Origin of the sequence: Micromonospora sonneratiae (assembly GCF_042679305.1) — a bacterium.
Classification (GTDB): domain Bacteria; phylum Actinomycetota; class Actinomycetes; order Mycobacteriales; family Micromonosporaceae; genus Micromonospora_H; species Micromonospora_H sonneratiae.
Genome location: NZ_JBHTMP010000001.1, coordinates 420,202 through 444,513, shown reverse-complemented (window position 1 = coordinate 444,513; position 24,312 = coordinate 420,202). Strand labels below are relative to the sequence as shown.

The following is a 24,312-nucleotide window of genomic DNA, read 5'->3' as shown; positions in this document are numbered from 1 at the left end:
TCCGGAGTGCAGAGGGGCTGAGCCACCCCGGTTCAGCTCGCTGAACCCGGCGGTCGAGCCGTCGCTGATCGAATGCTGGCCGGCCAATCCAGCATCCTGTGGGCCGCCCGCCGGCATGATGCTGACGTGATGTGCTGGGAGCGTGGTACCGGCGTCAACCGTGCGAGCGCTGCTGCGGCAGGTCACGAGCCTTCCACAGCAGCGCTCGCACCATGGCTCGGCACTTCCAGAGCGGTGGGCAGAATGCAGAGATGTCTGTCCATTGCGATGCCTGTCTCGCGACGTACCGGCCTTGAAACGTGTCCGTCGGTCGTGTTCAGTGAGCGGTCCTTGCGGTGGTGAGGTTGGCCGCGATCAGCAGCCCCGCGGGAATGAGCGCACCGAGGAATCCGCTCGGTCCGATCAGGAAGATGGCCAGGGCCGCCCAGCCGAGCAGCGCCCAGCCGACATACCCCGGGACCTGCTGCCCCTGCCTTCCCACCCGGGACACCAGCAGTCCCAGCAGCACCAACACCACGACGAATCCGCCGGGCAGCGCCCAGAACGTCACCATCGAGTCGTTGCCGTCGGACCGGTCGCGGAGGTCTCCGGCGAGCCAACTGGCCCATGGGGCGAGCCAGGCGAACATGGCGGTGTGCAGCACGGCGATGAGGATCATGGTGTGGCCCGCCCAGACGGTGAGCCGGCTCGGCGTCGTATCAGTGCTCATGACGGCCATACTCGTCGCGCCACGTCGGACGGGAATCCCTTGCGGGAGGGATGTGGCTCCCCCGAGCAGGGGAGCCGGCGACCATTCGATGTCCGGCTGCGCGCTCCTCGACGACAGCCGGCGCGTCCTGCACCCCGTGGGACGGCAACCCGCCCTGGCTACTCGGCGTCATCCCTCGGTGCAGCAGGCATGCTTGCTTTCCTGGAGGTAGTGCGGATCGTGCCACCAGTAACCCGCGTTGGCGGGGTGGGGAGGAAGGGGCGGTAGCAGAGTGCTCTTCCGGGTCGATGCCGCCGATTGCCGGCCCGCGAACGGTTCGAGGAGGTCATCGACGGTGTGCAGTACGCCGTTCGCCATGACCTGTCGAACGTCGGCCAGGTGCTCGATGTCGCTGAGTGGATCGTCCCCGAGGAAGATGAGGTCGGCATAGTAGTTCGGCGCGATGCGGCCCAGCGGTTCGTTGAGGAACTCGCCCGAGGTTCGGGTGGCCGTGGTGAGGACCTCGTACGGGGTCAGCCCCCCGAGGGCGACCATGGCGCGGAGGTTGAGGTGCATGCTGATCGCGGTGGGGAATATCGGGCAGTCCGTACCGGTGACCACGCGGCCGCCGCCCCGGATCAGGGCGGCGACATGGGTGATCTGGCGGATCAGGTTCTCGCGGATGACGGTCTGGTCGGTGTCGCGTGCGGTCGCGACGACGGCCTGTAGGGCCGCGTACTCCCAACTGGGGTAGAGGGTACGTACCCGTCGGTCGACGGCGAGACTGTCGTCGTCACCGAGCAGGATGAACGAGTTGTAGAGGACCGGAGTCAGCGCTGCCCGGGTGGTGGTGAAGATTCCAGCGACGTCCTGGTAGACGGCACCGAGGGCGGACACGGTGCGTGAGTAACCGAACCGGCTGGTGGCACCGACGTGCTCCATGTTGTCGCCGCCGAACGCGAATGCCGGGTAGTGGTAGTGCGAGGTGCTGTGTATTCCGTGCCGATGGGACCATTCGATGACCCGGTGCTGCCATTCGGGGGGCAGCCGGACGTACGACTTGGTCAGGTCGTAGTCGAGGGCGCCGGCACGCTCCAGTTCGAGCCTGAGCTGTTTCCCGTCGTACGTGGGGCGCATGAAGTTGTAGAAGATCCGGGGACCGTCGAAGGCCTCCCCGGTGCCAAGGTAGCGTGGGCCGATCCGGGCTCCGGACTGGATCGATTCCCGTTCCTCGACCATGTGGTATGCGGGACTGCCGGGAGAACGCGTGGTGGTGACACCCATGGACAACCAGAGGCGACCCTGTCGGTCGCCGTACGAGTAGCCCTGCATCTCCCGGTGGTGGTGCATGTCGATGAGGCCGGGGAGCACGACGGCACCGCGGGCATCGACGTGGCGACCGTCGCGTCCCGGTCGGTGGGGTTCGACTGCGGTGATCCGATGGCCTTCGACCACGATGTCGACATCGTCCCGCAGTTGACGCTGAACACCGTCCCAGATCCGACCGGCATGGATGACGGTGCGGCCACGGGGCGCGGTGTTGGTCCAGGTGAGTCGCATCGGTACGGTACGCGGCGTGCCGCCGCCAGCGGGGATGATCCGGAGCTGGCCGTTGTGCAGGTAGAGCAGGTGCTGGGAGTCTCCGCTCCAACTCGGCGCGTCGGTGACCTCATTGTTGATCTGCCGGGGTGTGTCGGCGAAGGTGCCGTCTGCGTGCACGTCCACCACCCAGAGCACGCTTGCGACGACGAAGGCGATCCGGGTGCCGTCGGGCGACCAGACCGGTCCGTCGTCTCCACGGGTCTGGATCGACCGGTGGGGAAGTGGGTCGACGTACCGACCGGCACCGGTGTGCCGGTCGACAAGAAGGATCTTGCTCAGTCCTTCGCGGTACCGGGCGGAGTAGGGCACGATGGTGGCGAGCGCGATCGTGTTTCCGTCGGCCGACCAGGTGGGGCGTCCCGGCTGGTAGGTCGCCTGGTAGATCGGTCTTACCGACCCGGTGGCCACCTCGACGGTGTACAGGGCTCCGGTCTGGTCGAGGAATGCCAGGCGGCTGCTGTCGGCCGACCAGCTTCCGGAAACCGCAGCCGCGTTCGGCATGTTGGTCAACTGTCGGTCCTGCCCGGTGCTCAGGTCACGCAGCCAGATGTCGAGTTTGCCACTCCGGTCACTGGAGTAGGACAGGTAGCGGCCGTCCGGTGACCAGGCAGGATCGGATTTCCACCACGGGTCGCGCGTCAGGGGCTGTGGGCGCTGCCCGATCGTCATGGTCCAGATGTCGTTCAGAGCGCGGAAGGCGACTCTCCTTCCGTCCGGGGAGAGCATCGGGCTACCGATCCCGACAACGGGTTTCGGCGTCACCGAGTCGAAGTCGCGCCGCCGTTTGTCGTAGCGTGGTGCCGCGAGGGCGAGCGGGGCGACGAAGCCGATCTCGTTCACCCGGTCGCCGCCCAGCCTCCGGCGGCGGATACGACCGTCAGCGGTGTAGACGTACTCCTGCGGGGAGCGCCACGAGACCCGGAACGGGAAGACATCCTCCCCGGCGACCTCGGCGGTGCCGTTGCGCCACAGTTCGCTACGTCCGTTGGCGATCACGTTGTAGAGCAGTTCACCGCCGTCGGGCGTCCATTCCGGGGCTCGGATCACGTGTCCCGTCGGTACGCTCACCGCGGTCTTCCGGTTTCCGCTGGCGACGTCGATGACGTCGATACGGGTGTTGGCGACGACGAACGCGATTCGTCTGCCATCCGGTGACCAGGCGGGCTCGTACTCCTCGGCAGCGCTGTCCGTGAGTGTGGTGATGGTGTTGGTCGTGAGGTCCAGGAGATGGATGCCGTAGCTGCCGGACCGGTCGGCGGAGAACGCGATCCGTGTCCCGTCGGGGGAGAACCTGGGCTCGCGGTGGTCGAACGGACCTCGGGTGAGTTGCCGCAGTCCCGATCCGTCCGGCCGGATCAGCCAGAGGTTGAACGTTCCGTCCCGGTAGGACTGGAAGGCGATCGTCGTCCCGTCCGGTGACCAGTCGGGCTGTGCGATGTCGAAGTACTCACTGGTCAGCCTGCGTGCCGATCCGCCTGAGGCGGGTAGCACCCAGAGCACCCCGACCAGGTCGATCGCGATCTGGCGGCCGTCTGGCGAGACCCGAGCGGCCAGATCCGTCCCCTCACCCAGTCCGACGCGTCGTCCCGCCAGTGTGGCCCGGTCGGACGAGTCGGCCGCGGTGGCTCGACCCAGAGGTGTTGCGCCAGCCAGCACCGTTGTACCGGCCACGCCTGCCAAGAGTCTGCGCCTACTTACACCCTGCACCGATTTGCCCCTCTCGGCTACTCGAATCCCCTGTCCGGACACCTCGAAATCGAGAGATAAAAATCGACGCCAACCTATATTGATTGATCTTAAGATCGCAATATCTTGACGCGGTGGGCTGCGACGGAGCGTCTCGCGAGACCCGGGTCGTCATGGTCGTCCGTGTTCGACCTCGACGAGTGTCAGCGCGCCGGGTTGCGCTGCGACGCTGGCGGGTTCGTGCTCAAACGATCCGGCCCGGCCCTGCTGGCCGAACCGGTCCGTACTGCCGTCGCGGGCGACATGCTCACAGGCTCACGGCTGTGCGGCGGTACTCGGCGGCCCCCGTCCGCCCCTCTCGTGCGGCGGGCGCCGCGTGAGACGGACATCGCGCACCTGGGCGCCGGGCACCGGTCGTTTGTGATGGCTGTCGCCTACGCTGAAGCGTGCCCGCCCTCCTTCTTCTGGAAGTGTCCTTCCGGTTCTCGGAAGGGATCGAACCCGCGTTTGTCCACATGGCATATGTCACATGTCGCGCAGGCTCAAAATCTTGCTGTCCGGCCCTGCTTTTGAGGTGAGATCCATGCATTGCGATCAATGTAGTGGTGCAATTACAGTGAGCTGGATGTGCCCAGTATCGACTTCGGAGGCGACGTGAGGATCCACGTGTCGAAGCTGTTCCGAATGATCGCGTCGGCGAGCGTTCTCGCCTGCGTCCTGTCGACCGCAGCGGTAGTTTCCGGCGCCAGTCCGGCGCAGGCGGGTGTGGTGCAGGTATGGGACAGTTTTGAAGGAAGTCCCTGGACCAGGATGGACTCCGGTGGTGATGGGGACGGGGTTGCGGGTTTCGACATAAACGGAGGTGTCGCCTACACCGGGGCCAACAACGGATGGCTCCATGTGGGAAACGGCTGGGCAGCCCACAGATTGGCAGTCAATCTCGACGGTGGGTTCTCCGGGAAGAAATGGAACTGTAGTGCGGCTGTCCGCATGAACGTGCTCGGAGCGGGGGCGGTCGCTGGCCTTCAGGTGTGGGACCCTAATGGGTGGCACATCATTGCCGAGCACTATCCCTGGATCAACGGTAACGGTAGTGGCTATCATCTCGTCGCCATTCACAACCTGGACCTGACGAGATTTCATGGAAATATCTACCTGCAGGTGATCTACGGCGACAACCGGCCGACTCCACAGTTCATCCGGGTAGACGATCTGGTCTTGCAGTGCTACTACTAGCGTCACGTGGTCTGTCTGCGGTCTTTCGACAGCGTGCCTGCGGTCGTCGTGTCTGACACTTCTCGTACAGCGCGCCCCACCGGCGGATCTGATCGTCCCAGACGCGGTAGCCGCCCGACGCCCTGCCTGACCAGACCGACGAGAGTGAAGCTCTCTTCGATGTCTGCCTGGTCGGAGCTTTGGGCGCCGGGCGGGTTCGGGGCTAATGCAGACGGGACTCGATGGCCTCGATGATCCGTGGGCGGAGTTCCGCAGCACGGATGACGGCGTCGACGGAGCCGACCCTGACCGCGCGCTGGATGTTGTGTACGCGGTCGAACTCCGTGGCCACCTCGCCGAGCTTCTCCGCGCGGACCGACGAACGTAGCTCGTCGAGCTCGGCGGTCAGCGCGGCGCGGTCGGCACCGGCGGCGGCCGCGACGCGGGCCTCCAACTCCCGTACGCGTGGGTCGGCCGCAGTACGGGCGTTGACGTCTCCGGAGAACACCACTGCGGCGGCGGGGGCACCACCGAGCACCGAGGCGAACGAGCCTTCCAGCGCGAGCACGGTCATGTTCGGGTTCAGTGCCTTCGAGAACACCACGAACGCGCCGCCGTGGTACCGCGAAATCACGCAGAACACGATCGGTCCACGGAAGTTCACGATCGCGCGACCGATCTCGGCGCCGTACTCCAGTTGGAGCTTGCGCATCGACTCCGGCGAGCCGTCGAAGCCCGACAGGTTCGCCAGCACCACCAGCGGTCGGTTGCCGCTGGCCGAGTTGATCGCACGCGCGGCCTTCTTCGACGACCGGGGGAACAGCGTACCGGCGGTGTAGGTGTCCGGGCCGTCGGTGGGCGGGAAGCCGCGCCGCGGCACCGCCCGTGACTCGATGCCGAGCAGGCATACCGGCATACCGCCGAGATGCACGTCCTGCACCGCCACGGTCTCCGCGTCCGCCATGCCCGCCCAGCGTTCCAGTACCGGGTGGTCCTGGTCGGAGAGCGCCCGCATCACGGTCCGGATGTCGAACGGCTTCTTGCGGTCCGGGTTGGCCTCGGCCGAGAAGATCTCGCCCACGGTGGTGAAGTCGCTGCCCGCCACGGAGTGCGGGAAGTCGGAGATGTCGCGGTCGACCGGGTCGGACGTCGTTGCCCGCCGTGGCGCATCCTCGCCGGGCGCGACGTACGTGTGGTCGTAGTGCAACATCAGCACATCCCGCGCCGCGGCCAGGTTCGGCGCCCAGTACTGCGCCTGCCCGTTCGGGCCCATGACCCGGTCGTACCCGCCGATGCCGAAGTTGTCCTCGGCCGAGACGCCACCGGAGAAGTCGAGCGACTGCTTGCCGGTGAGCACCATCGCCGAGTCCGGCGTCATCACCAGGATGCCCTTGGTGTGCATGAGCATCGTCGCCTCGGCGTTCCAGTACGGCTGCGCGCCGACGTTGATGCCCGCGACCACGATGTTGATCTCGCCGCCGTCCTGGGTGAACTCGACGATCCGCTTGAGCGCCGCCGCCACCCAGTCCATGTTCTCCGTGCCCGACTCCATGGAGATCCGGGCACCGGAGGACAGCGCGTACCACTCCAGCGGCACCCGCATCCGCTCGGCCAGGTCCAGTGCGGCGATCACACGGCGACACTCCGGCTCCGACAGCGCACCGAGCGACTTCGTCGGGTCGCCGAGCAGCACCACCCTGGTGACACCCTGCGGGTGCCGCTGGGTCGGCGTGGTGACCACACCCGCGACGATCGCCGCGGTGTTACGCCCCTTCGGCCGGTCGACCGGCACCAGGACGTGGTCGCCGTCGAGGTCGTGCTCGACGAAGCTGCCGAGCAGGCCGGTCAGCTCGTACGGGTACACCGCGTTACGGCTGCTGGCCCGTAGCACCTTCTGCCGGTAGTCGTCGAGCGGTTCGACCGGCTCGTCCGACGGCTCGCCGATGGTCAGCTCCGCTCCGCCGGTGGCGTCGAAGGAGATCCGTACGGCGATCTTGGTCAGCTCGCCGGTGTCCCGGTCGCGCTGCCGTGCGATGAACAGGATCTCCTCCAACCCCGCGCCCGCGGTCGTCGGCCGTACGCGCCCGGCGATCATCTCCATCTCTTCGCGGGTGAGGCCGCTCGGTGGCCAGACGTAGATCACGATCCGGTTGGTGTTGAAGCGCTTCTTCGACGGGCGCCGCGACTGGGCACGACGGATCGAGTCGAGGCAGGTGGCGATGGTGTCCTCGGCGGTCGGCAGCGCGACCAGCCTGCCGTCGTGCTCACGCAACTCGGTCAGGTCGCGTACCTGGGCGAACGCGACGAGCCGGTCGTCCGACGGGTTCTCCCGGGCCACGCACTGGAAGAGGTAGACCTCCTCGTCCGACGACGGAAGTCGGGTGAGATCGAACTTGTGCAGCCGCTCCATCTGCATCCGCTGCGCGATGTACGGGTGCAGGCCACGGATCAGCCGCTCCTCGACCATCCCGTTGTCAGACGGGCTGAACGTGAAGTGGTGGTGCATCACCGCGCCGCCCCGGCCCGCGACGGTGGTGGTGACCCGGCGGACCTGGTTCGGCAGCGGGCAGGCGCTGATGACCTCGTGCAGCGCGGCGGCCATCGCGTCGAAGTCGGCCGGCTGCTTCTCCCAGGCGAGGTAGATGTCGGCGTCGATGGCGTCCTCGCCGTTGGCCAGCTCGGCGAGCCCCCGCAGCGCGCTGCCCAGTGCCTCGAAGCTCACGGCGGAGGAGACCACGCACGAGCCCGCGCGCTCGACGACCACGAACGTGCAGCCAGCGACCGTACGGGTACGGACGCCGGTGAGCCCCTTGTTGCCGTAGTACCGCCGGGTCAGCACCTCGAGCATGACCGCGTTGTCCAGCTCGGTACGGACGAGCCGCTGGCCGAGCAGCCGTACCAGCGGCTCGGTGCTGCGCACCATCTCGGCGATGCGCTCGGCGCGGTCCGGTGCGTCCGGGTGCGCGTCCAGGTGACGCAGGTGCCGGCGGACGTCGGCGTAGACCCGGGCACGGTTGCGCCGCAGCAGCGGCTGGGCGAACCAGGCGAACACCACACCACGGGCGAGGTCGGAGACCACGGGGAACCGGACCTGCGTCGCGGCCACCAACCGTTCCAGCGCGAGACCGGCGGGCTCGCGCAGCACCTCGTCCGGCGGCGGCTCCCGCAGCCACGCGCGCAGCAGCGTCGCGACGACCGTGGCGTCGGCGGACGCCCGTTGCTGGGCGAGGAAGATCCGGAACACGGCGGCTTCGAGATCGGGGGAGCGCTCCAGTTCGGTGATTCCGTAGTGCCCGAGCGCCTTGGCGAGCTTGACCTGGAACGCAGCCGGCAGCCCCGCCCGCTCCACGTCGAGGCACTGGAGGTAGGAGTGGAAGTGCTCGCGGGCGCTGTGCACGTGGCCGTCACCGTCGTCGCCGGCCGGCCGGTTTCGGCTCAGCTCGGTGAGGTCGGCGAACAGGTCGACGAGTTCGAGTTCCTCGGCCAGCGGCCGGTGACCGTCCGCAATGGCCGCCTGGCGTGCCTCGAGGTAGTCGTCGATCACCCGGCGGTCGTCGTGCGGGTCGACGTCGAAGCCCAGTAGCAGGCTGCGCAGGTCCTCCTGACCGCGCGTGGTACGCGCCTGCGCCGGGATCGCCACGGGCGCGGCGGGCAGGTCCAGTTCGATGTCCGCGGCCTCCGGCCCGTCTTCGGCCTCGGCGCTCTCGTCGGCGATCGGCTCCAGCCGGAGTAGTGGGGCACCGGCCTCCACCTGGCTGCCCACGGAGACGGCGCACTCCTTCAGCCGCGCCTTGAACGGTGCCCGCAGCACCGTCTCCATCTTCATGGCCTCCACCACCAGCACCGGTGCGCCCGCCTCGACCTCGTCACCGACCGTCAGCGGGGTCGCGACGACCAGTGCGGGCATGGGTGAGCGGACGACGCCGCCCTCGTCGCGGCTGACCCGGTGCGTGACGCCGTCCACCTCCACCAGATGGATCGGCCCGTGTGTGGCGGTGAGCAGGTGGTACCGGGCACCGTTGACGACGATCTGCCCGGTGTGCCGGTCGAAGCGGTCGAGTTCGACGTCGGCGGTGTGGACCTCGCCGCCGGCTTCGATGCCGACGCGGAACCGGTGCGCGCCGATCCGTGCGACGCGTACGCGGTATCCGACACCGCGCAGCTTGAGGTCCAGCGGTCGGCCGCTCTTGTGCTGTACCTGCGGGCGTCCGCCGGACGCCGTCGACAGCAGCCGCTGCCGCTCGACGTGTTCCTCCTCCTCGTACGCCTCGATGGCGGCGGCCGCCACCGCGACAGCGGAGTGCCGGTGGGAGACGAGCCCGCCCTCGCTACGGACACGGTCGATCCAGCCGGTGTCCGCGCTGGCATCGATCACCTCGGGCTGGTCGAGCAGGTCGAGCACGAAGCTCTTGTTCGTTGCGCCACCCTCGATGATCACGGTGGTCTCCGCCATCGCCCGACGCAACCTGCCGAGCGCCTCGTCGCGGTCGCGACCGTAGGCGATGATCTTCGCGATCATTGAGTCGAAGTCGGCCGGGATGGTGTCACCCTCGCTGACACCGGTGTCCACGCGGATGCCCGGACCGGCGGGCAGGTCCAGCCGGGCGATACGGCCCGGGGAGGGCGCGAAGTCCCGGTCCGGGTCTTCGGCGTTCAGCCGGGCCTCGATGGCGTGCCCGCGCTCCACCGGCGGCTCACCCTCGAGCCTGCCCCCGGAGGCCACCCGCAGCTGTGCCTTGACCAGGTCGAACCCGGTGGTGGACTCGGTGATCGGGTGCTCGACCTGTAGGCGGGTGTTGACCTCGAGGAATGCGAACAACCTGTCGCCGGGGTGGTAGAGGAACTCGACGGTCGCCGCGCCACGGTAACCGACGGCGACGGCCAGCCGTTCGGCTGACGCCTTGAGCTCGGCTGTCTGCAAAGGGCTGAGTACCGGCGACGCCGACTCCTCGATGACCTTCTGGTTACGCCGCTGCACCGAGCAGTCACGGACACCGAGTGCCCAGGCGGTGCCCTCGCCATCGGCGATCACCTGGACCTCGACGTGCCGGGCACCGGTGACCAGGCGCTCCAGGAACACGATGCCGCTACCGAAGGCCCGTGCGGCCTCCTGGCTGGTGCGTTCGTAGGCATCGGCGAGTTCGGCCTCGTTCGTGACCACCCGGATGCCCCGGCCGCCGCCGCCTGCGGTCGCCTTCAGCATCAGTGGGTAGCCGATCTCGGTCGCCGCCGCGAGGGCGGCGTCCAGCGTCTCGACCGCACCACGGCTCCACGGCGCGACCGGTACACCGACCTCCTCGGCGATGAGCTTTGCGCCGATCTTGTCGCCGAGCTTGCGCATGGCTTCCGCGCTCGGTCCGACGAAGGTGACTCCGACCTTCTCGCACAGTTCCGCGAACGCGGGGTCCTCTGCGACGAAGCCCCAGCCGACCCACGCGGCATCGGCTCCGGTCTCCACCAGTGCGCGCTCCAGCACCTTCAGGTCGAGGTACGGGCGCGCGGACGCAGGACCGAGATCATAGGCAATGTCCGCTTCGCGGACGAATGTGGCAGTGCGGTCGACGTCGGTGTACAGGGCGACGGTCTCGATCCGTGTCCCGGTCTCTGCGGCGAGTTCCCGGACGGCGTGGATGAGCCGCATTGCGGCCTCACCACGGTTGACGATGGCGACACGACTGAACACCCGACCTAGCCCTCCTGTAGACCAACGATCTGCGCGCCGTGACACGGCGGCCCCCGGCAGTGTTCACCCTTCCGTCTGCTGTCCGGGAGCGCCATGCCGCAGACAACGCACCTACAGGGCTCCAGTTGTGGGAACCCTCCAAAACTTGTTGTCCGCCCGCGCCCCGCCGGGGGGTGAGTTAACGGAGCGGGTGCGTGTTTTGTCGCTCCGTGACCGTGGCGAGAAGCGCAGTTCGAGGCGGAGGTCAGCTCATTCCTGCTGACGACCCGCCACCACTGCCCCAGCGCCGGACGGCTCAGGACAGGCGCGGACACGGACCCTCCGCTGTCCCGCCGGGCCGAGGCGCGGCACCTGCCTGGCTGCTGCTGCGGTCTCAGCTCAGCAGAGCCGGTCTCATCTCCGCGCCCAGGTTGATCGTGCCGACCACCCGGCTGCCCGCGGACTCGTATACGTCGATGGCGTTGTTGCGGCGCATCTGTTCCCGGGCCGGGGGCGGCAGCGGCGGCGGATCCTCCATCGCCGCACGAATCTGTCGGGCGGTCGAGATCAGCCGATGGGCCAGGGAGGCAGCGTCGACGTCCACCCGGACACGGCCGTGCTCCCAGCCGTTGGCGGTGAGGTCGAGCACCTCGAACACGTGGGCCAGCAGCGGGTAAGGGTCGGTCACCTGTACCAAGCGGGACGCCTGGGCGCCGGCAACGGTGACGGCCGCAGCCACCTGCGCGTACGGGTGGAAGCCACACGGGAGCGCGAACAGCGGCCACTGCAACGTGTGTCCCGCCGTCTTCCACAGCGGCCGGTAGTTCCGGCGGTCGACCAAAAGCCGGCGACCCGTACGACGGTGCAGTTCGGCGGCCTGGGTGAGGAGTTCCGTATGGGCCTCGTCGGCGAACTCACGAATGATCCTGGCCGCCACGAACAGACCGTCGTCGCCGTCCAGCAACCGGGTCACCGCATCGACCTGGTCGGGGAACCGGACCTGCGCGTGAGCACCGAACCGGTGCCGGACGTCCTGGAGTAGCGCCTCCTGCCGGGCCGGATCGTGCTGGACCCGCTTCCTACCCAGCACAAGCCGGAACCACCGCATGTCGCCCTCGCTTCAGCAGCCGCCGCAGAACGCGGCAATGCTACAAGACCGTGCCCGCCGTGACCGAAATTCGGAAAGTGAGCCGCAGCAGCGTCAACAGGCTCAGGGAGACGTCAGTACCGATGCCGGCAGGCTGGAGTTGAGCAACCGCCGACGCGGTTGCTCAACCCGTTCACCTCGGCTGCTGCGGGCCTACGGCTCGGCCATTCCGGCGGTGATGGACCTTCGCGCAGCCCGCCGTGCGGGCAGTAGCGTCGCCAGCGGGGCGGCCAGGACCGTGGTGGCCAGTGCGAGACCGAGTTGGCCGAATGGCACGGTCATCGTCATCGGCATGGCACTGCTGGCCGCCACGCGGCTGATCAGCCAAGCCGAACCGACACCGAGCACCAGGCCGAGGGCGGCCCCCATGAGCGCGATCAGGACCGACTCGATCATCAAGGTGGCCCGTAGCTGGCCCCGGGTCAGTCCCAGTGCCCGCAGCAACGCCGACTCGCGGGTCCGTTCCAGTACCGACAGGGACAGCGTATTGCCGATTCCGGCCAGGGCGATGACGACGGCGAGCCCGATCAGCGCCCACAAATAGCCGAGCAGCTGCTGAAATTGCTCGGCCGCACGTTTCTTGAGATCCTCACTGCTGGCCAGTTGGGTCAGTGGCGAGCCGGAGACGGCCTGCTCGATCGCCGATCGCCCCTCGGCGAGACCGATCCCGGGGCGCATCTTGACCATGATGTTCTGGTAGCCGGTGGTCGACGGGTCCAGCGTGTCCAATGTGGTCAGGTCCATCAGGCCCAGCCCCAGGTCGATGTCCGGGCCGTCGACGCTGTCGTAGATCGCCGTCACCCGCATGTCCACCCTGCCGTGCCGGGTGCTGACCGGCAGGGTTTGGTTCACGGCCAGGCCAGTCTCGTCGGCGAGTTGCCGGCTGATCGCCAGTTCGTCCGGGCCGAGCCGGTCGAGTTGGCCGTCGAGCACGCCCGGCCGCAGCAGGCTACCGATCGCCCTGCCATCCACAGCGGTCAGCCAGTACCCGCCGGCCGGACCGAGGTCAACGCCGAGCGATTGGCTCGGTGCGGCCACGGCGACCTCGTCGAGCGTGCTGATCGTTTCCAGTAGCGCAGGTGGTAGGGGGCGGGGAGGCACTGCGGAAGTGAGTGTGTAGTCCACCGGGTACTGCCGGTCGATGGCCTGCTCGACGCTGTGGCCGGCGGTCGCGACCACCGTGGTGATCAGCGCGACCACGGTGAGCCCGAGCATGAGTGCAGCGGCCGTGGCGGCAGTCCGTCGCGGGTTGCGCGTGGCGTTGGTGCAGGCCAGCAGGCCCGGTGTCCCGGCCAGTCGACGCGGCACCCCGCCCAGTGTCCGGACGATCGGCCCTACCAGGAGTGGGCCGGCGGCCAGTGCCGCGCCGAGTAGGGCCAGCAGGCACAGGCCGATGAGTGCGACGCCGCGCTCGGCACCGGCTTCGAGGCCGAAGACAGCCAGCCCGGTGCCGGTCAGGGCAAGCAGCGCGGTGACGGCCGACCTGAGTCGGCTGTCGTGTGCCGCCTTCGTCGGACCGTCGGAACGGGTGCGCAGTGCCGCGACCGGGGCGACGCGGGTGGCCGCGTACGCGGGAACCAGCGATGCTGCCATGGTGACCAGTACGCCGACCGCGCCGGCGAGTAACACGGTTCGCGTGGTGACCGGGGTGTGGACGGCGGCCTCGCCCTCGACGCCGAACGCGCCGATCAGGAGTTGCAGCAGCGCCGCCAGACCCACTCCGCCGAACAGTCCCAGCATGGATGCGACCGCCCCGGTGGCCGCCGCCTCAGCCAGCACACCGGTGAACACCTGCCGTTTCGACGCGCCGACACAGCGCAGCAGGGCCAGTTCCCGGGTGCGCTGGGTGACCAGGATGCCGAAGGTGTTGTAGATCACCATCGCGGCCACAGCCAGGGCGATGAGGGCGAACGTGGAGAAGAAGCGGGCGAAGTCCGGGGTCTGCGGGGCGGTCTGGGCGAGCAGTTGGTCGACTGCCGCCGCGCCGGTCATCACCACCAGGTCGGAGCGGTCCAGGGTACGGGTGATCTGGTCCACCAGTTGCCGCTGGTCGGTGCCCGACGTCGCTCTGGCCACGATCTCGGAGTAGCTGCCATCCGGGGTCAGTAGGCGCAGCGCGTCGGGGCGCAGCAGCAGCTGCCGGCCGGTGCCGAGTTGGCTACCGGGCACGGCTGGGCGGAACGTGCCGACCAGGGTGAACTCCCGTTGCTGCCCGTCCTCGGTCAGCACCCGGACAGGCTGTCCGAGGCGGTACCCCGACTCGGTTGCGGTGCGTCGGTCCAGTGTGACCTCCCGGTCGGTCTCCGGGTACCGGCCCTCGACCAGTTCGTACGGTCGCAGCAGTGGATCGGCGGGGAGCGCGGTCGCGGCGGCGTCGCTGGCCCGGCCGGTCACACCGACCAGTGGGGCCTGAACGGTCAGGCGTCCCTCCGCCGCCGCCACGCCCGGGATCTGCCGGACCTTTCGCAGGACCTCGTCGTTGAGTGGGTTCGAGGTCTGGTTTCCGTGCAGACCGGCCGTGATCGACGCGTCCACGTTGCGAGCCTGCCCAGCCAACTCCGCACGCAGACCGACACCGACCGCTTCGTCGAGTACCCGGGCACCGGTCACGAACGCCACGGCGAGCGCGATCGCGATCGCGATCGCGGAGAACAGCAGCCGTCCGGTCCGGGCGCGCAGACCGGCGAGGATGACCCGGGACATCAGGCGGCCAGCCCGGTGAGCGTGGACAGCACGGTGTCGGCGTCCGGTGCGGCGAGGTGACCGGCGATCCGGCCGTCGGCCAACAGTACGACCCGGTCGGCGTACGAGGCGGCCACCGGGTCGTGGGTCACCATGATCACGGTCTGGCCCAGTTCCCGGACCGAGGTCCGCAGGAACTTCAGCACCTCGGTACCGGAACGGGAGTCGAGGTTGCCGGTAGGCTCGTCGGCGAAGATCACATCCGGCTGGCCGACGAGTGCCCGGGCGCAGGCCACCCGCTGCTGCTGGCCGCCGGAGAGTTCGCCGGGCAGATGGCCGAGCCGCTGACGTAGACCGAGGACGTCGATCACGGTGTCCAGCCAGGCCCGGTCCGGTCGTCGACCGGCCAGTTGCAGACCGAGCAGGATGTTCTGCTCCGCGGTCAGGGTCGGCAGCAGGTTGAACGACTGGAACACGAAGCCGATCCGATCCCGACGCAGCCGGGTCGTCTGCCGGTCGGAAAGCGTAGTGATCTCGGTCGACCCGATCCGGATCTGACCGGAGTCGACCCTGTCGAGGCCGGCCAGACAGTGCAGCAGCGTGGACTTGCCGGAGCCGGAGGGACCCATGATCGCGCTGAACTGACCAGCGGCGAAGTCCACGGTCACCCCGTCCAGAGCGGGTACCGCGCTGGCACCTCGGCCATACACCTTGACCACGCTTTCCGCACCGACGGCGATACGCCCGCTGGCCGTGTCCGGCCCAGCCATCGATTCAGCCACTATCCGTACCTCTGTCCCACTCGACGAACACGCAAATGACGGCGGTCCACTGCACCGACTGAGCCGCCGTACGAAGACTGGCAAGGTGCCGCTTAACGAGTGCTGAATGCGGCTGAAGGATTCTTCAGGTGGCCGGATTCGGTCTGGGATCATTTGCCCATGCGGGTGCTCGTGGTGGAGGACGAAAAGCGACTAGCCGAATCCCTGCAGTGGGGTCTGGAGGCCGACGGGTACGCCGTCGACCTGGCGCGGGACGGCGTGGAGGGGTTGTACCTGGCAGAGCAGCACCCGTATCAGGTAATCATTCTGGACATCATGCTGCCGGGTCTGAACGGGTACCGGGTGTGCGCGGCGTTACGCGAACGCGGGGTGGATACACCGATTCTGATGCTGACCGCCAAGACCGGTGGCCATGACGAGGCCGAGGCTCTGGACACCGGTGCCGACGATTTTCTGCGCAAACCCTTCTCGTACCTCGTACTCACCGCACGGATCCGGGCACTGGTGCGGCGCGGGGCCGCCGGATGCAACCTCGTGTACCGGTTCGGCGATCTGGTCGTCGACCCCCGCCGACGGACCTGTCACCGGGGCGCAGCGCCGATTGCGCTGACCGCGAAGGAGTTCGCCGTGCTGGAGTGTCTGGCCCGTCAGGCCGGGCAGGTGATGTCCAAGCTCGACATCCTGGAACAGGTGTGGGACATGGCCTACCGTGGCGACCCGAACATCGTCGAGGTCTACGTCAGCACCCTCCGCCGCAAGATCGACGCCCCGTTCGGTCGCCGTACCATCGACACCGTACGCGGTGCCGGCTACCGACTGGTCGTCGATGGCTAGCCGGTGGCCATCCTCGATGCGGCGCAGTGCCGCCCTGACCGCCGCACTGGCCTGTGTCGCGGTCTTCGCCCTCGGGGCCTGGGGGCTGCGCCAGCTCGTCTACCACGAGTTGATGACGGCCGCGCGGACCAATGCCTGGAGCGAACTCGACCAACTCGCCGACGTCTACCGCAGTGTCCCGGGCACCGGTGGTCCGGCCGACCCGGCGAGCATGGCTGGGCTGAACGGGGACGCGATGTTCGAGGTCGTCACCGACTCTCAGCAGGTCGTCGCACGTAGCGACAACCTGCTGCGCTTGGACCCAGCCTGGTCCGGACTGGCCCCGGCCCCGGCCGACGCCGCGCCGGACTGGACGACCATCACGACGACGATCCTGCGGCCGGGTGAGCACCCACATTGGCGGGAGTACCGCACCTACGACGTGGTGGGCATGGTGCTGGACGTACCCGTGCGATCGATGCAATCGACGGACGGGGACGCTGGTGGCACGCGGCGGTTGACCCTGTACGTGTTCGTGTTGCCGTGGGACGCCATGAACGCCACCCGAGCGTTCGACGACTCGCTGAAGGTCTTCCTCCCACTGGCGGTACTGTTCGTGGCGGTCGTGGCGTGGTACGCCACCGGTCGCGCCCTGCGTCCGGTGGAGGCGATCCGCCGGGAGATGGCTGAGGTCAGCGTGCACCAACTGGACCGTCGGGTACCGGTACCCCGGTCCGGTGACGAGATCGAGAAGCTGGCACGAACCACCAACGCGACCCTGGACCGGCTGGAGCGCGCGCACCGGCGGCAGCAGCAGTTCGTCGCGGATGCCAGCCACGAACTGCGAAGCCCGCTGGCCAGCCTGCGCACCGGTTTGGAGGTGGCACTCGCCCACCCGGACCGGGTGGACTGGCCGCGGACGGCCCAGCGGTCACTGCTCGACGTGCAGCGTCTACAGGACCTCACCGCAGACCTGTTGCTGCTGGCCAGCCACGACGCGACAGCGGTACCAGAGACGCTGGTCGACCTCGCTGCCCTGGCATGGGAGCAGGTCGCCGAGCGTCAGCGCGACAGCGGACACAGGCCGACGGCGGACGGCACCGCTGACGGGCCAGGGTTCAGGTGCGTCACCGACGGAGCGGCGCTGGTACGGGGGAACTCAGGACAGCTCGACCGGTTGCTGCGCAACCTGCTGGACAACGCGGCCCGGCATGCCCGTACCACGGTCACGGTCACGGTCCGGACCGACGATCCGCCCGGCGGCGATCCGGCGGTGGTGCTGGAGGTCCATGACGACGGCTCGGGTATCCCGGTTGCCGAACGGCAGCGGGTCTTCGAACGGTTCACCCGCCTGGACGACGCCCGCGCCCGCGATTCTGGTGGTTCGGGACTTGGCCTGACCATTGCCAGGGACGTCGCGCAGCGGCACGGCGGCACGTTGCTGGTCGTCGACAGCGATGTGGGCGCCCTGCTGGTGACCCGGCTGCCACTTGTGGACGACACGCCAGCCAAAGGGCGCGGGGAGGAACAGCCCGTAGAAGCCGCGTGACGGGCGTTCGGTCCTGCTGAGGTACCCGGCCCCATCTTCCTCATTGGGCACGTCTCGAGCGAACGAGCCTGACCAGGGATGCGTCCCGACAGGGTGGGCTGTGCACCCCTCTCTGGGCGGGGTGGGTCTGGTATGGCACGAAGACCGGTGGTTTCGCCGATGCAGGACACCAAGCCCTGATTACAAGCTGGTGAACGTCGATATATCTCCTCACCGTAGGGAGTGCAGAGACGTGTCAACCAACACCAGTCCCACCCGGCCCCGTCGCCCGGCGCGTGTCATTCTCGGCCTGGCCATGGTCGCCAGCCTTGTCACCGGCGCGATCGCCGCCGCGCCGGCGGGGGCACAGGCCGCCGACAATCCGTACGAGCGGGGCCCGGCCCCGACCGACGCCAGTGTCGAGGCAGCGCGTGGCCCGTACGCGACCTCGTCGACCAACGTCTCCTCGCTGGTGGTGACCGGCTTCGGCGGCGGCGTCATCTACTACCCGACCACCACCAGCGACGGCACGTTCGGGGCGGTCGCCATCTCACCCGGCTTCACCGCGTACTGGTCGAGTCTGGACTGGCTCGGTCCGCGGCTGGCGTCGCACGGCTTCGTGGTCTTCGGCATCGAGACCACCACCACGTTGGACCAGCCGGACAGCCGGGGCCGGCAGTTGCTGGCCGCCCTCGACTACCTGGTCAACAGGAGTTCCGTGCGGAGCCGGGTCGACGCCTCCCGGCTGGCGGTCGCCGGTCACTCGATGGGTGGCGGCGGAACGTTGGAAGCGGCCCGGACGCGTCCGGCGCTGAAGGCCGCCATTCCGCTGGCTCCGTGGCACACCACCAAGAGTTGGTCGACCGTACAGGTGCCGACGCTGATCATCGGCGGCGAGTCGGACAGCGTGGCGTCGGTCAGCACCCACTCCGAGCCCTTCTACAACAGCATCTCGGCGGCTCCCGAAAAGGCCTACCTGGAACTGAACAACGCCAGTCACTTCTTCCCGCAGACCGCCAACACACCCATGGCGAAGCAGATGATCTCCTGGTTGAAGCGGTTCGTGGACAACGACACCCGCTACTCACAGTTCCTCTGCCCGGGGCCGAGTGGCCTGGCGATCGAGGAGTACCGGAACACCTGCCCGAGTTAGCGGACGTCTCGACCGGCTGTCCACGGTGACTGGGCGGACCGGCAACCACCTGATGACGAGTGACCGGCGGGAGGCGCTCCCGCCGGTCACTCGTGCCGGCGCTGGACGAGGAGCGACCGACGCTCATATATTGCACTAGAAGTGCAACTATCTTCCTGGGAGGTAGGCGTGTGGAAGGACCGGTTGTCCAGCCTGGTGACTGAGTTCCTGGCCGGACACGACCCCGAGGTGATCGGCCGTACCGAATTTCTCCGGGCCCGGTTCGATGCCGGCCTGGCCTGGATCCACCACCCGGTCGGTCTAGGTGGCCTCGACGCGCCGCGCGAGCTGCAACCGCTGGTCGACGGGGCGTTCGACGCGGCCGGTGCCCCCGGCAGCCCGCCCCACCGGAACCCGATCGGCCTCGGCCTGGCCGCGCCCACCATCCTCCGGCACGGCACCCCCGCCCTCCGGAAGCGGCTCCTGCGTCCGCTCTGGACCGGGGAGGAGATCTGGTGCCAGCTCTTCAGCGAACCCGGTGCCGGCTCCGACCTCGCCGCAGTGGCCACCCGAGCGGTCCGCCAAACCGACGGCGGCAGCGGTGCCCACACCGCAGGCTGGATCATCAACGGGCAGAAGGTCTGGACCTCGCTGGCACATCGGGCCCGCTGGGGGCTGCTGCTGGCCCGGACCGACCCGGACCTGCCCAAGCATCAGGGCCTGAGCTACTTCGTCTGCGACATGACCGCCCCCGGCGTGGAGGTCCGACCGCTGCGCCAGCTGACCGGTGACGCCGAGTTCAACGAGGTCTTCCTGACCGACGTACGACTTCCGGACGAACTGCGCCTCGGCGAGATCGGCGAGGGCTGGCAGGTGGCCCGGACCACGTTGATGAACGAACGGGTCGTCATCGGTGGTCGACCGGTACCGCGCGAAGGCGGCATGATCGGCGTACTGGCCGAGGCCTGGCGGAACCGTCCGGACCGGCGTACCCCCGCCCTGCACGACGAGTTGCTCCGGCTCTGGGTCCGCGCCGAGGCGGTCCGACTGACCGGGCTGCTGGTGCGGCAACAGATGGTCACCGGGGATCCCGGCCCCGAAGGGTCGGCGGTGAAGCTCTCCTACGCCGCGCTCACCCAGGCGGTATCCGGCCTGGAACTCGACCTGCTCGGCGTGGACGGGCTGCGGCACGACGACTGGAGCCTGCGGCGACCGGACCGGGTCGACATGCTCGGCCGTACGCCCGGCTACCGCTATCTGCGGGCCCGGGGCAACTCCATCGAGGGCGGCACCTCCGAGATCCTGCGCGGCATCATCGCCGAGCGCCTCCTCGGGCTGCCCACCGAACCCCGTACCGATCGGAACACCGCCTGGAAGGACCTGCCCCGATGAGCGTCGACCTGCGTTACAGCGAGTTGGACCTGGAGCTCCGACGAAGCGTACGGGCGATGCTCACCCTCCACAGCCCGTGGCAGCGGGTGCTGACCAACCAGGACCGCCCCGACGACGCGACGCTCTGGTCGCGCCTCGCCACCGAGATGGGGTTGGCCGGACTGGCGGTCCCCGAGCGCCTCGGCGGTGGTGGTGCAGGGCTGCGGGAGAACGCGATCGTCTGCGAGGAGTTGGGCCGGGCGGTGGCACCGGTGCCGTACCTGGCCAGCGCGGTGGTCGCCACCCAGACCCTGCTGGCCTGCGCTGCCGAGCGATGGCTGACCCAGCTCGCGGACGGGACTCGTCGGGCGGTGGTGGTGGTGCCGGTCGACACCCCGCCGGGGCCGGCCGGCGTACGTCCCGCACCGGTCGGCGTCCATGCCGGCCCAGCTTTCGGACCCGGTGTCCGGGCCGACGACCATCGGCTCACCGGTACGGTGCCCGGCGTCGCCGATGCCGCCACCGCCGATCTGCTGCTGGTCCCGACCGTCGACGAACTCTGGATCGTCGAGGCCGTCGCCGCCGGGGTCAGCCGGTCGCCGGTGGTCTCGTTGGATCAGACCCGGGCGTTGACCGACTTCAGCTTCGACGCCGTGCCGGCGTACCGGATCGCAGCTGGGAGAGCGGCGGCGGGGGCGCTGCACTGGGGATTGACCGCCGGTGCGGTCCTGCTGGCCGCCGAGCAGTACGGCCTGGCCCAGTGGTGTCTGGACGCGGCCGTCGACCAGCTGAAGACCCGCTACCAGTTCGGTCGGCCGATCGGTGGGTTCCAGGCACTCAAGCACCGGCTCGCCGATGCCTGGGTCGAGGTCACCCAGGCCAGGGCGGTGGCCCGGTACGCCGTCGGGGTGCTTGCTGACGCCGACCCGGGCGCGGGGCCGGATTCCGAGGCGCAGGTGGCAGCGGCGTTGGCCCAGGCGCACTGCGGCCCGGTTGCCGTACGCCTGGCGGAGGAGTGCGTGCAGTTGCACGGCGGGCTCGGGTTCACCTGGGAGCACCCGGTCCACCTCTATCTGAAGCGGGCCAGGACGGCGGCGGTCGCCTTCGGCGGGGCTGACCGGCACCGGAGCGCCCTGGCCGGACTGGTCGATCTGCCACCGGGCTGATTCCGAGCTGATTCCGAGCTGGTTCCGGGAGGTCACCGGTTCGTAACGAGGTATTGACGAAGCACGCTTGAAAAGTACACTGCCAGTGTAAATAGCAGTGGCAGTGCAAATAGTTTGTCGGCGGTGGGGTCTACTTCGAACCGCAAGCGGTTCGTGAGCCTGTGAAGGAGGGTCGATGACCGGAACCGCAGCGACACGGCCCATCCCCGGCGGGGGCCTGGCCCTGCACGGCATCGGGGTCAGCTTCGGTGGACTCGTCGCCCTCGACGACGTCTCACTGCGGGTACCCCCCGGCCAGGTCGTCGGCGTCATCGGTCCGAACGGTGCCGGCAAGACCACCCTCTTCAACGTGATCTGCGGCTTCGTCCGTCCGGTCGCCGGATCGCTGACCCTGGACGGGCAACCACTGCGTCCCCGGCCCGACCAGCTCACCCGGCTCGGCATCGCCCGTACCCTGCAGGGCGTCGGACTCTTCGCCGGCCTCACCGTCGCCGAGAACGTGATGGCCGGAGCCACCGGCTCCGCCCGCGCCGGCTTTCTGTCCGCCCTGCTCGGCCTCGGCCGCAGCGACCGCGACGAGCGCCGGCTCCGCGCCGAGGCGCTCGACCTGCTCGACGAACTCGGCATCGCCGGGCACGCCGACGCCTTACCGGCGACCCTTCCCTACGGGGTGCGCAAACGGGTCGCCCTGGCCCGGGCCCTGGCCGCCCGACCGCGACTGCTGCTCCTCGACGAGCCGGCCGGCGGCCTCGGCGTCGAAGAGGTCGCCAACCTCGGTGAACTCATCGTCGGCCTACCCCGACGCGCTGCCCGTCACGGTGGAGCCGGCGACGACGAACCGTGCTCGGTGCTGCTGGTCGAACATCACATGGACCTGGTGATGTCGGTCTGCCACCAGATCGTGGTGCTCGACTTCGGCCGGGTCATCGCCACCGGCACCCCGGAGCAGATCCGCGACGACCCGGCCGTCACCGAGGCGTACCTCGGCGTCGACGACGAGCCGACCAACCAGGACAGTCCGGAGGCGGTGGCATGAGCGAGCGTAGCGAGCGAGTCATCCGTTCTGTGTTGGCTCGTGTCGCCGGTGAGCGAAGCGGGGCGGCGGCATGAGCGAGCGTAGCGAGCGAGTCGTCCGTTCTGTGTTGGCTCGTGTCGCCGGTGAGCGAAGCGGGGCGGCGGCATGAGCGGAACCGAGACTCCGCTGCTCCAGGTACAGGGCGTAACCGCCGGATACGGTGCCGCGCCGGTGCTGCACGGCGTCGACCTGACGATCCCCACCGGCACCATCACCGCCGTGCTCGGGGCCAACGGTGCCGGAAAGACCACCCTGCTGCGTACGCTCTCCGGGTTGATCCGCCCCACCAGCGGCCGGATCGTCCTGGCCGGCGAGGAGATCGGCACCACCCCGGTCGAGCAACGGGTCCGCCGGGGGATGGCCCACGTTCCCGAAGGCCGGGGTGTGGTCACCGAGTTGACCGTCGAGGAGAACCTCCGCCTCGGCGGGCTCTGGCGCCGCGACCGAACCGACGCGAGACGCGCCCTCGACGAGGTCTACCAACTCTTCGAACCGCTGGCCCGGCGGCGGCGGGCCAGCGGTCATCAGCTCTCCGGTGGCGAACGGCAGATGCTGGCCCTCGGCCGGGCCCTGGTCGCCCGACCCAAACTGCTGCTGCTCGACGAACCCTCACTCGGCCTCGCCCCGAAGGTCACCGGTCAGATCATGACGCTGCTCCGGCAGTTACGCGACCGGACCGGCCTGACGGTGCTCCTGGTCGAACAGAACGTACGCAGCGCCCTCTCCGTCGCGGACACCGGCGTCGTCCTCTCGCTCGGGCAGGTGGTGGTCACCGCCGACGCCGCCCGGCTCCACGACGACGAGGACCTGCGCCACGCGTACCTGGGCTTCTAGGGAAGGGCCACACCGATGGAACGATTCGTCTTCCTCACCGTCGACGGGCTCAGCCGGGGCGCGGTCTACGCCGCCTTCGCCCTCGCCCTGGTGCTGATCTGGCGGGCCGCCCGAGTGGTCAACTTCGCCCAGGGCGCGATGGCGGTCGCCACCGGCTACGTCGCGTACAGCGTCACCGCTGCCAGCGGCTCGTACTGGCTCGGTTTCCTCGCCGCCCTCGGCGGCGGGCTGCTCCTCGGCGCCGTCGTCGAGCGCGGCATGATGCGTTTCGTCGACCACCGGGCCCCACTGAACGCGGTCATCGTCGCGCTCGGTCTGATCCTGTTCATCCAGGCGGTCCTCGGAATGCTCTACGGCAACGAGTTCCGCCCGGTTGCCACCCCGTTCTCCCGCGACCCGTTCACTCTCGGTGACCTGGCCCTGCTCTCCCGCTACGACCTGTTCGTCTTCGGCGCAGTCGGTGTGGTGGTGCTCGGCCTCGCCCTGCTCTTCACCCACACCCCGGTCGGCCTGCGGATGCGGGCCTCGGCCTTCGCCCCCGAGGTCTCCCGGCTGCTCGGTGTCGACGTCGGCGGAATGCTCACCCTCGGCTGGGCGCTCGCTGCCGCGGTCGGCGCGCTGGCTGGGCTGCTGGTCTTCCCGACCGAACTGGGCCTGAACCCGCACGCGATGGACCTGGTCTTCGTCTCGGCCTTCACCGCGGCGGTGGTCGGCGGTCTGGAGAGCCCACCGGGCGCGGTCGTCGGGGGCCTCGCGGTCGGTCTGATCCTCTCCTATGTCAGCGGGTACGTCGGCAGCGACACCACCCCGCTCGCGGTCCTGGTACTGCTGCTTGCCGTGCTGTTGCTCCGCCCGGCCGGCCTCTTCACCATCGGCAGAGCGAGGCAGGTATGACCACTTCCCGGCTACGTGCCAAGCTATCGACACAT

Annotated in this window: 15 protein-coding genes; 9 read left to right on the top strand and 6 right to left on the bottom strand. The window is 68.9% G+C overall.

Annotated features, from left to right (window positions below; genetic code table 11):
* Positions 1-316 precede the first annotated feature (316 nt).
* Entirely contained in the window at positions 317-709 is a 393-nt protein-coding gene (locus ACFQ4H_RS01820; RefSeq protein ID WP_377566179.1) for a DUF6463 family protein, read from the bottom strand.
* 168 nt (positions 710-877) lie between these two features.
* Positions 878-3,961, bottom strand: coding sequence for an amidohydrolase family protein (locus ACFQ4H_RS01815; RefSeq protein WP_377566177.1), 3,084 nt, complete (start codon positions 3,959-3,961; stop codon positions 878-880).
* Positions 3,962-4,642: 681 nt separating this feature from the next.
* Between ACFQ4H_RS01815 and ACFQ4H_RS01810 the strand changes: the two genes are divergently transcribed.
* A complete protein-coding gene (locus tag ACFQ4H_RS01810; RefSeq protein WP_377566175.1) occupies positions 4,643-5,212 on the top strand; it encodes a hypothetical protein in 570 nt (189 codons plus the stop codon).
* Between the two features lie 202 nt (positions 5,213-5,414).
* Here the strand turns inward: ACFQ4H_RS01810 and ACFQ4H_RS01805 are convergent, their stop codons facing one another.
* The 4 genes from ACFQ4H_RS01805 to ACFQ4H_RS01790 form a co-directional block, all read right to left on the bottom strand.
* Complete coding sequence (locus tag ACFQ4H_RS01805) at positions 5,415-10,874, bottom strand: ATP-binding protein (protein WP_377566173.1); 5,460 nt, start codon at positions 10,872-10,874, stop codon at positions 5,415-5,417.
* Positions 10,875-11,247: 373 nt separating this feature from the next.
* Positions 11,248-11,961 (bottom strand): hypothetical protein, encoded by a 714-nt coding sequence (locus ACFQ4H_RS01800; RefSeq protein WP_377566171.1) that lies wholly within the window; start codon positions 11,959-11,961, stop codon positions 11,248-11,250.
* A 192-nt stretch (positions 11,962-12,153) separates the two neighbouring features.
* The gene (locus tag ACFQ4H_RS01795) at positions 12,154-14,703 is read right to left on the bottom strand and encodes an ABC transporter permease (protein WP_377566169.1); all 2,550 of its coding nucleotides are present in this window, start codon (positions 14,701-14,703) and stop codon (positions 12,154-12,156) included.
* Positions 14,703-15,452, bottom strand: a complete 750-nt coding sequence (locus ACFQ4H_RS01790; RefSeq protein WP_377566233.1) for an ABC transporter ATP-binding protein — start codon at positions 15,450-15,452, stop codon at positions 14,703-14,705. The genes ACFQ4H_RS01795 and ACFQ4H_RS01790 overlap by 1 nt, the downstream gene beginning before the upstream one ends.
* A gap of 171 nt (positions 15,453-15,623) precedes the next feature.
* Here ACFQ4H_RS01790 and ACFQ4H_RS01785 point away from each other — a divergent pair, with 171 nt between their 5' ends.
* The 8 genes from ACFQ4H_RS01785 (at position 15,624) to ACFQ4H_RS01750 (ending at position 24,277) form a co-directional block, all read left to right on the top strand.
* Positions 15,624-16,298, top strand: coding sequence for a response regulator transcription factor (locus ACFQ4H_RS01785; RefSeq protein WP_377566167.1), 675 nt, complete (start codon positions 15,624-15,626; stop codon positions 16,296-16,298).
* Positions 16,299-16,314: 16 nt separating this feature from the next.
* A complete protein-coding gene (locus ACFQ4H_RS01780; RefSeq protein ID WP_377566165.1) occupies positions 16,315-17,826 on the top strand; it encodes an ATP-binding protein in 1,512 nt (503 codons plus the stop codon).
* 295 nt (positions 17,827-18,121) lie between these two features.
* Complete coding sequence (locus ACFQ4H_RS01775) at positions 18,122-18,958, top strand: alpha/beta hydrolase family protein (RefSeq protein ID WP_377566231.1); 837 nt, start codon at positions 18,122-18,124, stop codon at positions 18,956-18,958.
* Positions 18,959-19,126: 168 nt separating this feature from the next.
* Entirely contained in the window at positions 19,127-20,329 is a 1,203-nt protein-coding gene (locus ACFQ4H_RS01770) for an acyl-CoA dehydrogenase family protein (RefSeq protein WP_377566163.1), read from the top strand.
* The gene (locus ACFQ4H_RS01765) at positions 20,326-21,474 is read left to right on the top strand and encodes an acyl-CoA dehydrogenase family protein (RefSeq protein ID WP_377566161.1); all 1,149 of its coding nucleotides are present in this window, start codon (positions 20,326-20,328) and stop codon (positions 21,472-21,474) included. The genes ACFQ4H_RS01770 and ACFQ4H_RS01765 overlap by 4 nt, the downstream gene beginning before the upstream one ends.
* A gap of 175 nt (positions 21,475-21,649) precedes the next feature.
* On the top strand, positions 21,650-22,510 hold the full coding sequence (locus ACFQ4H_RS01760; RefSeq protein WP_377566159.1) for an ABC transporter ATP-binding protein: 861 nt from the start codon (positions 21,650-21,652) through the stop codon (positions 22,508-22,510).
* A 144-nt stretch (positions 22,511-22,654) separates the two neighbouring features.
* Complete coding sequence (locus ACFQ4H_RS01755) at positions 22,655-23,383, top strand: ABC transporter ATP-binding protein (protein ID WP_377566157.1); 729 nt, start codon at positions 22,655-22,657, stop codon at positions 23,381-23,383.
* Positions 23,384-23,398: 15 nt separating this feature from the next.
* Positions 23,399-24,277 (top strand): branched-chain amino acid ABC transporter permease, encoded by an 879-nt coding sequence (locus tag ACFQ4H_RS01750; protein WP_377566155.1) that lies wholly within the window; start codon positions 23,399-23,401, stop codon positions 24,275-24,277.
* The last annotated feature ends 35 nt before the right edge of the window (positions 24,278-24,312 follow it).

Excerpts from the sequence above, each read along its gene's own strand:
- ACFQ4H_RS01800 (WP_377566171.1), bottom strand. The coding sequence starts at position 11,961 with ATGCGGTGGTTCCGGCTTGTGCTGGGTAGGAAGCGGGTCCAGCACGAT.
- ACFQ4H_RS01765 (WP_377566161.1), top strand. The coding sequence starts at position 20,326 with ATGAGCGTCGACCTGCGTTACAGCGAGTTGGACCTGGAGCTCCGACGA.
- ACFQ4H_RS01780 (WP_377566165.1), top strand. The coding sequence starts at position 16,315 with ATGCGGCGCAGTGCCGCCCTGACCGCCGCACTGGCCTGTGTCGCGGTC.
- ACFQ4H_RS01755 (WP_377566157.1), top strand. The coding sequence starts at position 22,655 with ATGAGCGGAACCGAGACTCCGCTGCTCCAGGTACAGGGCGTAACCGCC.
- ACFQ4H_RS01820 (WP_377566179.1), bottom strand. The coding sequence starts at position 709 with ATGAGCACTGATACGACGCCGAGCCGGCTCACCGTCTGGGCGGGCCAC.
- ACFQ4H_RS01750 (WP_377566155.1), top strand. The coding sequence starts at position 23,399 with ATGGAACGATTCGTCTTCCTCACCGTCGACGGGCTCAGCCGGGGCGCG.
- ACFQ4H_RS01795 (WP_377566169.1), bottom strand. The coding sequence starts at position 14,703 with ATGTCCCGGGTCATCCTCGCCGGTCTGCGCGCCCGGACCGGACGGCTG.
- ACFQ4H_RS01775 (WP_377566231.1), top strand. The coding sequence starts at position 18,122 with ATGGTCGCCAGCCTTGTCACCGGCGCGATCGCCGCCGCGCCGGCGGGG.
- ACFQ4H_RS01760 (WP_377566159.1), top strand. The coding sequence starts at position 21,650 with ATGACCGGAACCGCAGCGACACGGCCCATCCCCGGCGGGGGCCTGGCC.
- ACFQ4H_RS01785 (WP_377566167.1), top strand. The coding sequence starts at position 15,624 with ATGCGGGTGCTCGTGGTGGAGGACGAAAAGCGACTAGCCGAATCCCTG.
- ACFQ4H_RS01790 (WP_377566233.1), bottom strand. The coding sequence starts at position 15,452 with ATGGCTGGGCCGGACACGGCCAGCGGGCGTATCGCCGTCGGTGCGGAA.